The following is a 15,453-nucleotide window of genomic DNA, read 5'->3' as shown; positions in this document are numbered from 1 at the left end:
CGTCCTCTTGCGCAGCAAGTCCCGCGCCGCGCGACGAGGCCTCGTCGCTACGCGCACCTCAGGAGTGCATGCGCTTCTTCTTGCGGCGGCGCCGGCGGGGCGCCGCGGGCTCGTCTTCTTCGAGAGCGGGCGGGGGCGGGGGCGCCGGTTCGTCGTCGACGTAGTCGAGGTCGGCGGCGAGCGGCGGCAGGCCGAGGCGTTCGCGGCGGGCGTCGCTGAGCTGGAAGAAGTTGGCCAGCTCCTCGAGCACGGCGAAGCGGAGCTCGTGGTCGAACTGCTCGGCCGAGCGGGCCAGGCGGACCAGGTTGCGGCGGTAGATCGCCAGGCCCGTGAGCTCGGGCGGCTCGTCGTCGGAGCCGCCGCGGGTCGCCAGGCTCAGCGCGCTGATCCGCGGATCGACGCCCTCCAGCACCAGCTCGAGCGAGGGCACCTCGTGGACCAGCAGCACCAGCGCGGCGCGGCGTTGGCCCAGCTCGCGCAGGGTCTCGTCGGGGCAGGCGCTCAGGATCTGCACCACCTTACGGTGCAGCTGCGCGGGGCTCGGCAACCACTTCGGCGGCGCGTGCTGCTGATCGAGCCGATACACCCGCAAGGCGGCGTGGCAGGCGGCGCGGGCGTCGCCGCGGGCGTACTCGGCCTCGCTCAGGAGGTGCCATGCGTCGCCGTTGTTGGGGAAGCGCTCGGCCGCGGCGCGCAGGGCGGGCAGCGCTGACTCGGGGGCGCCGAGGTCGAGCCACAGCCGGCACATGCGCAGGATGAACTGCAACACGCGCTGGACCTGGGCGCTGCGCTCCTCTTCGTCGAGCGGCTCGCCGTCCTCGTCCTCGTCGAGCTCGGCTACTGCGGCTTCCGCGGCTTCGGCGGCTTCGGCGGCCTCCGCCGCTTCGGCCGCCTCGGCCGCGTCTCCGGCGTCCTCGTCCTCGTCGTCGTGCTCCTCGACCTCTTCGCGGGCGATCGGGCGGCGGCGGCGTCGCTTGACCGAGCCGTCGAGCTCGAGGTCCGACGAGGATGAACTCAAGGACATGTCCTCTTCGCCCTGTTCGGCGTCGGCGGCCTCGAACGAGGCGCGCAGGATCGCGGAGAACAGCGGGTGCTCGCGCAGGGCGTCGAGGCGGGCGCGGGCCTCCTCGTCGCGGCCGAGCGAGACCAGGCACTCGGCCCCGAGCAGCTCGAGGTCGAGGGCGTCGATGGCGCTGACCGACTCGACGCCGAGGCCGTCGTCGCAGAACTGCAGGGCGCGCGCGGCGTCGCCGAGGTCGAACAGGGCGATCTGCGCGGCCGCGGCGTACGGCTCGAAGTAGTCGGGATCGAGCTCGATCGCCTGGTCGTACCAGCGCAGGCTCTCGACCGGGTCACCCTCCGCGAGTGCGATCGCGCCGAGCAGCACCGCGGCGTCCGGCGCGTCGGGGCGGATCCGCTGGGCCTGCAGCGCCGACTGCCGCGCCGACTCGAAGTCGGCGCGATCGAGCAGCGACCAGCCGCGATCGAGGTGGGCCGCGTAACGGCTGGTCTCGCCGAAGCCGGAGTCGTCGAGGTCTTCCCCGTCGCCGATCGACATGGTCCGCTTCGTATAGCACGGCGTGCGAGGGTTCGGACGGCGCTCGCGCGGACGAGGTCGCCGCGGACGCATGGCCGATTGCTTGGGCCCGTCGACGCGGCCGGCGTATGCTCGCCAGCCATGAGCCGTTTGCCCGCACGATTGCGACCGGGAGCGCCGGGCCCCCACAAGTTGCTCGGAGGTCCGCTCGGACGAGCGCTCCTTCACACCGCGGTGGTGGTCGCCGTGCTCGGCGCCTGTCGAGGATCGCAGGCCGTCGGTCCGGCGGGACAGGCGACGCGCACCGTCGATCCCGGCCGCGTCGATCCGGCCTTCCAGGGCGAGTGGGACGCGGTGCAGGCCGCTCACGAGAAGGACCCGTCCGGGCCTGCCGTCGTCGAAGCCGCCGATCGTCTGCTCGCCCGCGATCCGCCGCTCAACCTCCGGCTGGCCGCGCATCAGTTGAAGGCCAACGCGAACCTCGAGCGCGGTGACTACGCGGCCGCGCTTGCATCGGCGCGCGCCGGCCTCGATGACGCGGCCAAGGTCCGCGCGCAGGGGACCGATCTCGCCCCGCCGGAGCGCGAGCTGGCCGAGGACCTCGGCCGCACGCGTGCGCTCGCCGAAGCCGAGGTCGGGGATCCACAAGCAGCCCTGCAGGCCATCGCCGCGGCGACCCGTGGCGACCGCGGTCCAGATCTCCTCGCCGCCACCGCGCGAGCGCGCGAGCGACTCGGCGATCGAGCGGGCGCGGCGCTGGCCTACGCGCAGTGGCGCGAGGTCGTGCAGGACGGCAGCGCCGCGGCCGCTCTCGCCGAGGCTCGCATGCGCGAGCAGTGGCGCGGCCTCGACGCGACCGCGCTCGAGGACGCCGCGCGCAAGGCCGCCGGGACCGCGGCCGCGCAGTGCCTGCTCGTGCGCGCGGGTCGGAGCGCGCCCGCGGGCGCACCGGCGTGGGTCAGTGGTTGCCAGGTCGCGAGCACGAGCGGGCCGCCGCGGATCGGCCTGCTCCTGCCGCGCTCCGGCAAGTTCGCCGGCCTCGCCGACGTGCAGCTGGCGGCCGCGACCGCGGCGGTGCGCGTGCTCGCCGGACCGGCCGGCAGCAGCTTGCAGGTCGCCTGGGAAGACGCCGGCTCGAGCCCCGCCGAGGCCAAGCAGGCGGCGGCCGCCCTGCTCGCGTCGGGGGCCTCGGTGCTGGTCGGCCCGGTCGGCCCCGGCAACGTCGAGGCCGCCGCCGAGGTCGCCGCCGCCAGCGGCGGCCGGGCCCGGCTGGTCGTCCCCGGCGAGGGCGCAGGCCAGGTCGTCGGGGTGGCGCCGACGCTCGAGGCCCGCGCCGCGGCGCTCGCCCAGGCGGTGGGCCGCGCGAACCGCACCACCGCGGTCATCCTCGCGCCCGACAACGCGTACGGCAAACGCGCCGTCGCCGCCTTCGAGAAGTCACTTCCGAAGATGGGCGTAAAGTCTCTGAAATCCATCTACTATCCGCCCAACACCACGAGCTTCAGCAAGGTCCTCGAGCCGGTCCGCTCGAGCCTCAAGTCGGCGGCCGTGTTGATCCCCGACCAGCTCGGGCGGGTGGAACTGGTGGTGCGGCAGATGGTCCGCGACGGGGTCGTCATCGATCGGCCCAAGCAGCCCGGCGTGCCGGTGCTGTCGACCGCCGAGGGTTGCTCGCCGGAGGCGATCGGGGCCGGTCACGAGGTGCTCGAGGGCGTCCTGGTCGCGCCGGTCGGCTGGGAAACTCCCGAGGCGGCCGGCTTCACCGAGGCGTACACGGCGATGGAAGGCTCGGGCCCGCCGGACCAGGCGTGGCTGGTCTACCGCGCAGTGGCCCAGGCGTGGGCCGGCGCCGAGGCAGCGCCCCCTCCCGCGGCGGCCGTGCTCAGGGTAGAAAGCGGTCGCTTTGTCGCGACCGAATCGGCCGTCTCGCTCACTCCCGCGGAGCGCCCCCAGGGCCGCTGACGGGTCGTCTTCTGGCCGCCACGGGTCCCCCCGCGCCGGCGATTCGCGTGGTCGCCAGGGCGGCCCGGCTGAGCCTGCTCGGGACCCGCGTGGCGCCCGGCCGCGGACGGCCCAGGGCGGCCCCCGTCCCGAGGGCGGCGGGGGGCGTCCGGACAAGCCGGGCCCGCGAGGCGCCGGTGCACGGCCGCAGGGCGCTGGCCCCGGACCGCGTTCGGGCGAGGCTCCGGGTGCGGACCGGCGAGCGCCGCAGGTCGGTCGCGACGACTACCTCGTCCCCGGCGAGCGGGCGGTGGTCGAACTGCTGCGGGGCGCCCCGGGGCGGGTGCGACGGATCCTCGCGCTGCCGGGGCACGAGCTCGAGCTGCGGCGTCACGCTCCGCCCGGCGTGGCGATCGATGTCTGTACACCGGACGCGATCGCCGCGGTGATCTCGCCCGAGCTGGCGCGCGGGGTGGTGGCGATCGCCCGGCCGCCGCGCGACTGGGATCTTGAAGAGCTACTTGAAGTCGAGCCACCCAAGGGTCGGAAACTTCTACTGGTAGCGCTCGACGGCGTGCAGGACCCGCACAACCTCGGGGCGATCGTGCGGAGCGCCGAATTCTTCGGGGCGAGCGGGGTGTTCTGGGCGCGCGACCGGTCGGTGGCAGTGACGCCGACGGTCGTGCGCGCGTCGGCGGGGGCGACCGAGAGGTTGCCGTTGTGTCAGGTGACGAACCTGGCGCGCGCGCTGGCGCGGGCGAAGGAGGTCGGCTTCTGGGTGGTCGGCACGGTTGCCGAGGCCGGCGCGGACCTGCGCCGGCTCGCCGCGGATGGCATGCCGGACGCGCTGGTGCTCGTGCTCGGCAGCGAGGGGTCGGGCCTGCGCCGGTTGACTCGCGACTCCTGTGATTTTCTTGCGACCATCCCGGGCGCGGGCGGAGTCGCGTCGCTCAACGTCTCCGCTGCGGCCGCGGTGGCGCTCGCGACCCTCTGCACGCCTGCTCCGGCCGAGTCCCCGACGACCCCAAACGAGCGGGACGGCGGGTGAATCCGGGGGCGTCCGAGTCGCCCCGCGATTTCGCGGCCGGGCTGCAATAGGACCTAGCGGAGGCCGCAAATCTTCGCCACCCTATGGCAGCCTTCGCATGCCGCTCGCACGGCGGACGCCCCCCCGCGGCGTCGCCCCTTGAGGCTTTCTATGTCCGAACTCCGCTCCGTCCTGTTTCAGTTCCTGACCCAACCGTCTGACCCGGCACGGCGCAGTGAACTCGCCACGTCGCTGGCATCGGTCGACCTGGCGGCGGCGCGCGCCGAGGCCAAGCAGGACCCCGGCTCCGGGGACGCGGCCGCGAAGGTCGTCGGCCGCATGATCCTCGACGGCGCCAGCAACGAGGAGGTCGTCGAGTTCGCCAAGCTGGCGGCGCAGAAAGCCCCGCGCGAGGGCGCCGGCAACGACGTGGCCCTGCTCGCGGGCGTGGTGGTGTGGCGGCTGTCGGGCCAGTCGACCCAGGCCGAGCCTTACTTCCGCCGGGTCCGCCGCAACGAGCCCGCCAATCCGCAGATCCTCGCCTTTTATCGCGAGATGTTCTCGTCCGATGCGGACGCGAGCCAGCTCATGCAGGTGCTGGTGCAGGCGCGGCGCTCGCTGAAGAAGGAAGACACCGACCAGCGCTTCGCCATCGCCCACGAGATGGCCGACCTCGCCGAGAAGAAGCTCGGCAGCATCGATCGCGCGATCGAAGTGTGGCGCTCGGTGCTGCGTGAGGACGGCTACGACCCGCGCGCCGCCAAGGCGCTCGAGCGGCTGTACCGCGAGGGGCAGAAGTGGACGGCGCTGGTCGAGCTGCTCAAGGAGGAGTTCGACCGCGTGGCCGACCGGCCCGAGAACCGCGACGAGCGGATCACGCGGCTGCTCGAGATCGCCGAGCTGTACCGCGACCAGCTGCGCCTCGACGCGATGGCGCTGGCGACCCTGCAGCGGATCCTCGACATCAACCCGCGCCACGCCGCCACCATCAAGGCGCTGGCCGACACCTACGGCGCGTCGGGCCGCTGGAACGACCTGCTCACCGTCTACGGCCGTCTGCTGGACGCCGCGCGGGCCGAGAAGGACGTCCCGCGCCAGGTCGACATGCTGCGCCGGATCTCCAACATCTGGGTCGACCAGCTCGACAACACCAGCAAGGGAATGGAGCCGCTGCACGAGGCGCTGCGCCTTCAGCCCGACGACCGCGAGACCCGCGACGCGCTGGCCCGGATCCACGAGCTGCGCAAGGACTGGCGCGCGCTCATCGACCTGCGCAAGGACGAGCTGGCCAGCGCCAGCGGCGAGCGGGCCTGCGAGCTGCGGATCGCCCTGGCCCGGATCGCCGAGGAGAAGCTCAACGACCGCGCAGAGGCGATCACGGCCTGGCGCGAGGTGCTCGCGCAGCACGGCGACGTCGAGGATGCCTTCGTCGCCCTGATCGCCCTCTACGAGCGCGAGGGTCGGTGGTCCGAGGCGGCCGACGTCCTCCGCCGCCAGATCGACGCCGCCGACGCGCCGGTACGCAAGGTCGAGCTGCTCGGCCGTCTGGCCCACCTCCAGGCCGATCGGCTCGGCGAGCCGGGCGCTGCGATCGAGACCTGGGCCGCGGTGGCTCGCCTCGACCCGATCCATCACGAGGCCAGTCACGCGCTGCGCGAGGCCTACGTGGGCGCCGGTCGCTGGGACGATCTGGTCGCCCTTTACGAGGCGCAGGGTCGCCTCGGCGAGGTGCTCGACGTGCTCTACGCGGCGGCCGAGCAGATGGCCGACGAGGACCCGCAGATCGCGCTGTACCAGCGGATCGCCGGCCTCGCGCGCGACCGCCTGAACGCGCCCGAGCGCGGGCTGACGGCGCTCGAGCGGGTGCTGACGCTGCGCCCGACCGACCTCGCGGTGGCCCGCGAGCTGCTGCCGATCTACCGCGAGCAGGGCAGCTGGACCCGCATGCTCGCGACCTACGAGGTGCTGCTGGCCGGCGCGGCCGACGACGACGATCGCCTCGAGCTGATCGCGGTCATGCGCGACATCGCCCTGCAGAAGCTGAACGACCCCAAGCAGGCGATGCAGTGGGCCGCGCGGGCCTACGAGCTGCGGCCGACCGACGGGGTGCTGCGCGCCGGGCTCGAGGCGGCGGCCGGGCGGGCCGACGGCTGGGCCGAGCTGAGCGTGATCTACGAGCGCCGGATTGCCGCGGCCGACTGTGACAACGCCGAGCGGCTCGAGCTGCTCGACAAGCTGGCGACGATCGCCCGCGAGCGGCTCGGCGAGCCGCTCGAGGCGCAGCGGTTCTTCCGCCAGATCCTCGACCTCGACCCGGCCAACAAGGTGGCCCACGCGGCGCTCGAGGAGATCTACACCGCGACGTCGCGCTGGGCCGACCTCGCCGGCGTGTTCCTCACGCGGCTGTCGGTCACCAAGGAGAACAACGTGCGCCTGCCGCTGCTGCGCCGCGTCGGCGCGCTGCAGGAGCACAAGGTCGGCGACCTCGACGCCGCGATCGAGACCTACCGCGAGATCCTCGGCCTCGCCGCCGGCGACCACGAGGCCCTCGACGCGCTGACCCGGCTCTACCGCGCCCGCGCCCGCTGGGCCGAGCTGGCCGAGGTGCTGCAGCGTCGGCTCGACAGCGGCGACCTCGGCAACGACCACATTCCGGCGTTGTTCGAGCTGTCGCAGCTGCACGCGACCCGCCTGCTCAACTCGCAGAAGGCGATCGCCGGCTTCCTGCAGATCCTCGACGTCGAGCCCGATCACCTGCCGACGATCGACGCGCTCGAGGTGCTGCGCCGCTTCGACCCGTCGAGCGCGCTCGCCATCATGCGCGGGCTGCTGCCGTACTACCGCAGCATCCACGACCACGGCCGCGAGGCCGAGGCGATGGAAGTCATCACCATGGCCGAGCCCGACGCCGCGACGCGAGCGAACGGGCTGGCCAGCCTGGCCGGGCTGTACAGCCAGATGGAGGGCCGCCGCGCCGACGCGCTCCGCGTCCGCCGCGAGCTGTTCGTGATGAACCCCGAGGACGCGGCGCTGCGCGGCGAGGTCGAGCGGACCGGCCGCGAGCTGCAGCGCATGGACCTGGTCGCGGGCGCCTACGGGCAGATCCTTCAGAACATGCGCCGGGCCGAGGAGGCCGCCGAGGCCGAGGGGCGGGCGGTGACGAAGGAGCAGCAGGCGCTCTACAAGGACCTGCTGCTGGTCCGCGCCGTCGCGCTGCGCGACGACCTCCAGCAGTACGACGAGGCCGAGGCCGCGTTCGCCGAGCTGCTCGACCGCGACGAGACTCACGAGGTCGCCTACCACGCGCTCGACGAGCTGCTGACCCGCCGCGGCGCCCACGAGGAGCTGCTCAAGCTCTACCGCCGGCGCGCCGACATCATCTTCGACGCCGGCGAGCAGAAGCGCCTGCTCGAGAAGATCATCGCCATCGCCCGCGACGTGCTGAACAACCGCGAGGTCGCGACCCGCACCGCCGAGGAGCTGCTCGACCTGGTGCCCGAGGACCTCGGCGCCATGGCCACTCTGGCCGGCATGTACGAGCACAGCGAGCGCCAGGACGACCACTACGCGCTCGAGGAGCTGCTCGGTCGCTGGGCCGAGCGCGTCGACGGCGACGCCGAGCGCCACGACCTGGCCAGCCGCCGCGCCGGGCTGCGCATGGACAAGCTGGGCGACGCCTACGGGGCCGTCGATCTGCTGCAGGGCATCATCGCCGCCGACCCGAACCACGAGCACGCGCGCAAGCTGCTCGAACGGCTGCTCGACCACCGCGACGTCCAGCTGCAGGTCGCCAACCTGCTCGAGCCGATCTACCACACGCTCCGCGACTACGGCGCGCAGGTGAGGGTGCTGCGCGTGCGCCGGGCCCAGGCCGAGGCGCTCGGCTCGACCGACGCCGCCACCGCGCACCTCCTCGAGATCGCCCGCATCGAAGAGAACGAGCTCGGCGACGCCGAGGCTGCGTTCGCGGCCGTGCGCGAGGCCTACTTGCTCGACCCGCGCCGCGCCGACGCCCGCACCGAGCTGCAGCGCCTCGGCGTCGAGCTCGAGAAGCAGCGCGAGCTGGTCGAGGTGTGGCAGCAGGCGCTGGCCAAGCTCCCCGACAACAACTCGAAGATCGAGCTGCTGTCGCGGATCGCGGTCGTGCTCGACGCCCACCTCGACGACCGCGACGGCGCGCGCAAGGCCTACGCCGATCTGCTCGCGCTCGAGCCGAGCGACGTCGACCTGGCCAAGCGGGCGACCCTGGCGCTGACGCGGCTGCACCGCGCCGCCGGCGATGCCCGGGCGTTGGTCGACGGTCTGCGCGGCCTGCTGCGCTACATCGACAAGGACGCCGAGCAGGTCCGGATCCTGCTCGAGATCGCCGAGCTCCACGCCGACAAGCTCGAGGACCTCAAGGGCGCCGCGGCGACCTACGTCGAGGTCCTCGACATCGACCCCGGCAACTTCCAGGCGCTCGACGCTCTCGAGCGGATCTACGTCGAGGGCGGCGAGTGGGAGGCGCTGTGCCGCGTGCTCCGCCAGCGGGTGATGAGCACCGACGACCCGTTCGAGCAGGCTCGCCTGTGGCGCAAGGTCGGCGAGATCCAGCGCGACCACCTGAACGATCCGCACCAGGCGATCGAGGCGTTCCAGTGGATCGTCGACCTCGCCGTCGCGCCCAAGGAGACGCAGGCCGCGCTCGACGCGATCGTCCGTCTCAACATCGAGCTCGAGCGCTGGCCCGACGCGGAGGAGGGCCTGCGCCGCCTGATCGCCCTCGCCACCGACGACGAGCGCAAGGCCGAGCTGCTCGGCCGCGCCGCCGAGGTCGTCGGCGACAAGCTCGGCCGCTACGCCGACGCCACCGAGCTGCTCGAGGAGGTGCTGCGCCTCGACCCGCGTGACCAGCGGGCCCGCGCCACCTTGACCGAGTACCTCTCGCGCGACGAGATCCGCGACCGCGTGATCGCGGTGCTGTATCCGCTCTACGAGACGGAGCAGAACTGGCGCGCGCTGCTCGACCTCGAGGAGCGACAGGCGCGGCACCAGGAGGCCGGGCGCAACCGCATGCTCGCGCTGCTGCAGGTCGCGCGCACCCACGAGGAGCGGCTCAGCGATCCGAGCCGCTCGTTCGAGGTGCTGGTCGACTCGCTGGCCGAGGCCGGCGAGCAGGAGGAGATCGTCGAGGTGCTCGATCGCATCGATCGCCTCGGCAACGAGCTCGGCCGCCACGAGGCGGTCCACGACGCCTACCTGGCCCACGTCGACAACGTCAGCAGCTCGACGGTCGCGCATCGCATGCTCGGCTCGATTGGTCGCATCGCGCGCCTGCTCGGCCGCAACGACTCGGCCCGCCGCGCCTACGAGCGCCTGTTCGAGGCCAGCCCCGCCGACATCTCCGCCGCCGAGGCGCTCGAGCAGGTGCTGGTCGAGGAGAACGACTACGCCGCGCTGGCCGAGCTGCTGGTCCGCCGGGCCCAGCGCAGCGACAGCGACCTGGTGCGCGACGCGTTCCTGATCCGCGCCGCCGAGCTGTACCGCACCAAGCTCGATCGCCTCGAAGACGCGATCGACCTGTACCAAAAGACATCCGCGTCGGCGCAGCGCAGCGACGAGGTGCAGGCGGTGCTCGGGCCGCTGTACGAGAAGACCGAGCGCTGGGGCGACCTGGCCGAGTTCCTGCGCCGGCGGATCGAGGGCCTGTCGGGGCGCGAGCTCGTCGACACCCACCTGCGCCTGGCGCAGCTGTACCGCGAGCAGCTCGGCGACCTCAGCGAGGGCCTGCGGCAGTTCGCCGAGGCGCTCAAGGCCGACCCCGAGTACGTCGTCGGCACCGAGCAGCTGGGGCGCTACCTGGCCGACGAAGATCTGCGGCCGCAGGTCATCGCCCAGCTCGAGCCGGTGTTCACCGCCGTCGGTGACTGGCCGCGCCTGGTCCATATCCAGGAGCTGCGCCTGCTCGAGGCCGGCGACGACGTGCGGGCCCGGATCCCGATCCTCCTGAAGATCGCCCGGATCCACGAGGACCAGATCGAGAACCTCGAGGGCGCCTTCACCACGACCGTCCGCGCGTTCGCCGAGGACCCGACCGACCCGAGCGTGCGCGAGCTGCTGAACCGCCTGGCCCACGCGCTCGGCCGGGTCGAGGACCTCGCGCAGCTGTACACCAAGTACGCCGAGGACAACGCGAGCGACGAGGGCGACGACACTCTGGCGATCGTGCGCGAGGCCGCCGAGCTGTGGTCGGTCGCGCTCGGCCAGCCGCGCCGCGCGGTGCCGCTGTACCAGCGCCTCATCGAGGCCCGCCCCGACGACCGCACGGTGTTCCCGGCGCTCGAGGTGGCGCTGACGCAGGCCGAGATGTACTCGGAGCTGGCGGCCGCGTACTGGCACGAGGCCGACACCTCGCTCGACGAGGGCCGGCAGCTCGAGGTGCTGCAGCGCCTGGCCGAGCTGTCGCTCGGGATCCTCGACGACGCCGACCAGGCGATTCGCGCCTACCGCCGCGTGCTCGAGGCGCAGCCCGATCACGAGGCGGCGCGCTCGCGGCTCGAGCGGGTCTACGCCCAGCGCGAGCGCTGGGACGACCTCATCGAGCTGCTGCGCGAGCGGCTGGTCCGCACCGAGTCGTTCGGCGAGCGCGAGGTGGTGCTGCTCAACATCGCCGACCTGCAGGAGGAGCGGCTCGGCAACGTCGACGCGGCGCTCGACACCGTCGAGCTGCTGCTCAGCGAGCAGCCGGGCAACGCCGGCGCGGTCGGAGCGCTCGAGCGGATGGCCGAGGCCCACGAGGTCCAGCGCGTGCGGATCTTCGCGGTGCTGCGGCCGATCTACGAGGCCACCGGCAACACGATGCGCCTGATCGCGGTCGACGAGTGGCAGCTGACGCAGACCGAAGACCCGGCGCAGCGCCACCAGATCTACCGCGAGATCGCGGCCTACTACGCCGGCCTCCATCAGGGCCAGGCGTACGCGTTCCGCACTCTGGCCCGCGCGCTCGCGGAGCCCGGCCCGGCCGGGGTGCTCGAGTCGCTCGACGCCGAGATCCAGCAGATCGCGCGCGCCCACGGCTGGCTCGACGAGCTGCGCCAGGCGCTGCTGATGGCCGCCGAGGCCGAGACGCTGCAGACCGACGCCGACCGCCGGGTCGCGCTCGAGCTGCAGGCGGCGCAGATCGCCATCGACATCGGCGACAACGACGGCGCCGCCCGCGTGTTGCGACATGCCCTCGAGGTCATGCCCGATCAGCCAGAAGTGCTGGCGCTCCTCGACGAGGCGCTGGCCGGCCTGGCCGACTTCGAAGGCCTGCGCGGGGTGCTCGAGCGGCGGGTCGCCGTCGCCGAGGACGACGAGGATCGCATCGTCCTGCTGCGCCGCCTGGCCCGGCTGGTCGAGGAGGGCCTCGGCCAGCCGGAGGCCGCCGAGGGCGTGTGGCAGCGGATCCTCGACATCGAGCCCAACAGCACCGACGCGATGAACCGCCTGCGCCGGCTGTACGCCGCCCGCGGCGCGTACGATCTGCTGAACGAGGTCATCAACCGCCAGATCGACGCGGCCGACGACCCGGCGGTCCGCACCGCGCTGCGCAAGGAGCTGGCCAGGATCCACCGCGAGGCCCGCTCCGACCGCGAGGCCGAGATCGAGACGCTGCGCGCGCTGCTGCTCGACGCGCCTGAAGACGACGAGGCGCTGGGGATGCTGGCCCAGGCCCTGCTCGCGCAGGACCGCCACCGCGAGGCCGGCGACGTGATGCTCGAGCGCGCTGCGATCGCGCCGAGCCGCGAGCGGCGGGTGAACCTGCTGCTCGAGGTTGCGCGGCTCAACATCGGCCCGCTCGGCGACGCCGTCGGGGCGATGGCGCACTACGAGTCGGTGTTCCAGGTGACGCCGGGCCACTCGGAGGCGATCGGCGATCTGATGCGGCTGGTCCGCGACAAGGCCAGCTCGGACGCCGCGTCGACGCTGGTCATCCCGCAGCTCGAGCAGATCGGGCGCTGGGGCGACCTCGCCGAGGTCTACAAGGCCCGCTCCGAGCTGACCGAGGATCCGTCCGAGGCCTCCGAGGCGCTGCGCCAGCTGGCGCGGATCCGCTACGAGCGGCTCAACGATCCGCGGGGCAGCCTCGAGGCCTCGAACCTGCTGCTCGACCGCGTCGCCGCCGACGAGATGCGACCTGTCCTCGAGTACACGGCGCGCCTGTCTGTCCTTTTGGACAGGGCCGAGGAGCACGTCGAGTCGCTGGCGCGGCGGTCCGCGGTCGAGACGCTCGACCCGGCGGCGCGCCTGCTGATCGCCCAGTCCGCGGCCGGCATGGCCGAGGAGATCCTCGGCGACCGCGCCCGCGCGCTCGGGCTGCTGGCGGCGATGCTCGACGCCGGGATCGCCGACGAGGCGACCGCGCGGCACATCGAGCGCCTGGCCCGCGCCGGCGGCGAGAAGCGCCTGCTGGCCCGGGCCCTGCGTGAGTCGGCCAAGCTGGCGCTCGGTCAGGCCGGCCGCGCCGACATCTTGGTGCGGCTCGGCGACGCCGAGTTCGACACCGGCGAGCTGACCGGCGCGACCGAGGCCTACCGCGACGCGCTCGACGAGCGACCCGGCTTCGCCGGCGCTGTGGCCGGGCTCGAGCGGGTGCTCGACCGCCTGCAGAAGACCGGCGGCGAGGTCGGGCCGACGCTCATCGAGCCGCTCGAGAACTCGTACCACCTGGCGGGCAACCGGCCGGGCCTGGCCAAGCTGGCGCGGCTGCGCCTGCAGGCCGCGACCGGGGCCGACCGCGCCGCCGCGCTGGAGAACCTCGGCCGCCTGGTCGACGAGGGCGGCGGTTCGCCGGACGAGGCGCTCGAGGCGTGGGGCAACCTGCTGCAGCTCGACGCGGCGCACCCGCTGGCGATCGAGCGGGTGGTCGCGCTGTCCGGCAACAAGCAGCTGCTGATCAAGGCGGTGCAGTTCATGGCGGGGGCGATCGACGCCGCCCGCGAGGAGCAGCGCTCGTGCAGCCAGCTGTGCATCGAGACGACCAAGATCCTGCTCCGCGACCTGCGCCAGTACAACGCCGCCCTGCGCGCGCTGGCGCCGGTGATGGCCGAGAACCCCGACAACCTCGAGGCGCTCGAGCTGCAGATCATGGCCTCGCGCGCGGCCGGCGAGCTGCCGACGCTGCACGACTCGCTGGTCCGCTACGCGCGGCTGGCGAGCAACCCCGACCTGTCGATCCCGCTGCTGCAGGAGGCGGCCAACGTCGCCGAGATGCAGGCCGAGCCGCTCACGGCCATCACCGACCTGCGGGCGCTGCTCGAGTTCGACCAGAGCCACGAGCAGGCGTGGTCGCGGCTGCTGCAGCTGCTCGAGGCGACGCAGGACACGGGCGGCCTGATCGCCGCCCTCGACCAGCGGATCACGATCACCGCCGACGACAACGAGCGCCGCAACCTGCGGCTCAAGCTGGCCCACCTGCAGGTCGAGGTCGGCAAGGTCGACGACGCGGTCACGATCTACAACGACATGCTCGGGGCCCGGCCCGACGACCTGCAGGCGATGCAAGAGCTCGAGAACCTGCAGCGCCGGCTCGGCAACTGGCGTGAGGTCCGCGACGTGCTCGAGCGCAAGCTCGACCTGCTGCAGGCCGGCCAGCGCGTGCCGGTGCTCGAGGAGATGGCGGTGCTGTCGGAGGAGAAGCTCGGCGACGTCGACGAGGCGATCGAGCGTCATCGCCGGCTGTTGCTGGAAGCGCCGCGGCACACGCCGAGCCTGGTCGCGCTGTGGCGGCTCTACGAGGGCGCCGAGAAGTGGGAGGACCTCTCGGAGCTGCTCGAGCAGTTCCTCGCGGTCCTGCGCGAGGTCGGCGGCGTCGACCAGCGGCGCGAGGTCGGCCTGCGGCTGGCCGAGCTGTACTCGGAGCGCCTCGGCGAGGCCGAGAAGGCGCGCGAGCTGCTGAACGAGCTGCTGCAGACCGACCCGAACTCGGTGCCTGCGCTGATGGCCCTGGCGGCGGTCGAGGAGCAGCAGGGCGGCGAAGAGGCGATGCAGGAGCTGCTGCAGCGCGCCGCGGCGTTGCAGCCGCAAGGCACGGTCGGCGCCGACCTGCAGCTGCGCCTGGCGCGGCTGGCCGCGACGCCGGAGAAGCAGCGCGAGCACCTCGAGATGGCGCTCCACCTCCACCCGGCCAACGTCGAGGCGGCCCGCACGCTGCTCGAGATCAGCCGCAAGGAGGGCTACTGGGAGCAGGTCGCCTACCTGCTGGCGCTGCTCGCCAGCCTCGCTACCGGCGACGAGCAGCGCAAGCTGATCATCGAGCGCGTCGACCTCCTGGTCGAGAAGGTCGGCGATGTCGAGGAGGCCCTGCGCGCGCTGGCGCCGGTCTACGAGGTCGTCCAGGACGACGTCGAGATCAACCGCCGGATCGCCGACGCGCTGTTCGTCAGCGGCCGCTTCGAGGACGCGGGCGGCATGTACGCCTGGTTGGTGCAGGTCGCCTCGGCCCAGCCGAAGAAGACCAAGCTGCTCGCGCACTACCTGACGCGCATGGCCCGGATCGCGCTCGCCAGCGAGACCCCGGACATGAAGTCGGCCCTCGACAAGCTCAAGGACGCCTACAAGATCGACACCACCAACGCCGAGACGATGGTGCTCCTCACCGACGTCTACGCCCACCAGAACGCGTGGGACGACTCGCTCAAGCTGGCCCGCGCGATGCTGCTGCAGAACGTCGACCAGTCGGGCATGGTCCGCCGCGGCGACATCTACCTCCGCCTCGCCAACGCGCACCTGGGGCTGAAGGAGACGTCGAAGGCGCTGTCGATGCTGCGCCGGGGCCTCGAGGAGGACCCGGAGCACCCGGAGCTGGGCAACAAGATCCGGGAGATCCAGGCGTCCTCCTGAGCCGGTGCGGGCGACGGGCCGCGCGCCCGTCGCCCGTGTCCGTTCGGACAGGTCTCGAAGTACAGGGCGCGAGGGACAGGAACCA

4 protein-coding genes are annotated in these 15,453 nt (G+C 73.0%); 3 read left to right on the top strand and 1 reads right to left on the bottom strand.

Annotated features, from left to right (window positions below):
- Positions 1-58: 58 nt before the first annotated feature.
- Entirely contained in the window at positions 59-1,558 is a 1,500-nt protein-coding gene (locus OV090_RS31875; RefSeq protein ID WP_267708435.1) for a tetratricopeptide repeat protein, read from the bottom strand.
- A 120-nt stretch (positions 1,559-1,678) separates the two neighbouring features.
- Here OV090_RS31875 and OV090_RS31870 point away from each other — a divergent pair, with 120 nt between their 5' ends.
- From OV090_RS31870 to OV090_RS31860, 3 genes are all read left to right on the top strand, one after another.
- Positions 1,679-3,499, top strand: coding sequence for an ABC transporter substrate-binding protein (locus tag OV090_RS31870; protein WP_267708434.1), 1,821 nt, complete (start codon positions 1,679-1,681; stop codon positions 3,497-3,499).
- Positions 3,500-3,884: 385 nt separating this feature from the next.
- Positions 3,885-4,526, top strand: coding sequence for a 23S rRNA (guanosine(2251)-2'-O)-methyltransferase RlmB (gene rlmB / locus OV090_RS51065; RefSeq protein ID WP_267708433.1), 642 nt, complete (start codon positions 3,885-3,887; stop codon positions 4,524-4,526).
- 150 nt (positions 4,527-4,676) lie between these two features.
- Complete coding sequence (locus OV090_RS31860; protein WP_267708432.1) at positions 4,677-15,368, top strand: tetratricopeptide repeat protein; 10,692 nt, start codon at positions 4,677-4,679, stop codon at positions 15,366-15,368.
- Positions 15,369-15,453: the final 85 nt, after the last annotated feature.

The organism is Nannocystis sp. RBIL2, assembly GCF_026626745.1.
Lineage (GTDB): Bacteria > Myxococcota_A > Polyangia > Nannocystales > Nannocystaceae > Nannocystis.
This window is presented reverse-complemented; position numbering and strand designations above follow the sequence as displayed.

Coding starts and splice junctions, on each gene's coding strand:
- OV090_RS31875 (WP_267708435.1), bottom strand. CDS start 1,558: ATGTCGATCGGCGACGGGGAAGACCTCGACGACTCCGGCTTCGGCGAG.
- OV090_RS31860 (WP_267708432.1), top strand. CDS start 4,677: ATGTCCGAACTCCGCTCCGTCCTGTTTCAGTTCCTGACCCAACCGTCT.
- OV090_RS31870 (WP_267708434.1), top strand. CDS start 1,679: ATGAGCCGTTTGCCCGCACGATTGCGACCGGGAGCGCCGGGCCCCCAC.